The organism is Raoultella sp. T31 (assembly GCF_002806725.1).
GTDB lineage: Bacteria > Pseudomonadota > Gammaproteobacteria > Enterobacterales > Enterobacteriaceae > Klebsiella > Klebsiella electrica.
In genome coordinates this window covers 1-329 of record NZ_PIBO01000111.1, presented here as the reverse complement: position 1 = coordinate 329, position 329 = coordinate 1, and the positions used below count along the sequence as shown (strand labels likewise).

General features: G+C 50.5%; 1 tRNA gene. It reads left to right on the top strand.

Going from position 1 to position 329, the window contains the following annotated elements:
* Positions 1-56 precede the first annotated feature (56 nt).
* Positions 57-132, top strand: a tRNA-Lys gene (locus CWM52_RS25960).
* Positions 133-329 lie beyond the last annotated feature (197 nt).

The window sequence follows — 329 nt, the reverse complement described above, 5'->3', positions numbered from 1 at the left end:
GCACCTCCCTTACAAGGAGGGGGTCGGCGGTTCGATCCCGTCATCACCCACCACTCGGGTCGTTAGCTCAGTTGGTAGAGCAGTTGACTTTTAATCAATTGGTCGCAGGTTCGAATCCTGCACGACCCACCAATTTAACATCGAACTCAGATGTTGAACGTGAAGGATAACGTTGCGTAGCAACGGCCCGAAGGGCAAGCGAAAGCGAGTCATCCTGCACGACCCACCAATTTAATATTGGTGACGAGTGAAAAAATTCAGGTAGTACCCGAGCGGGTCGTTAGCTCAGTTGGTAGAGCAGTTGACTTTTAATCAATTGGTCGCAGGTT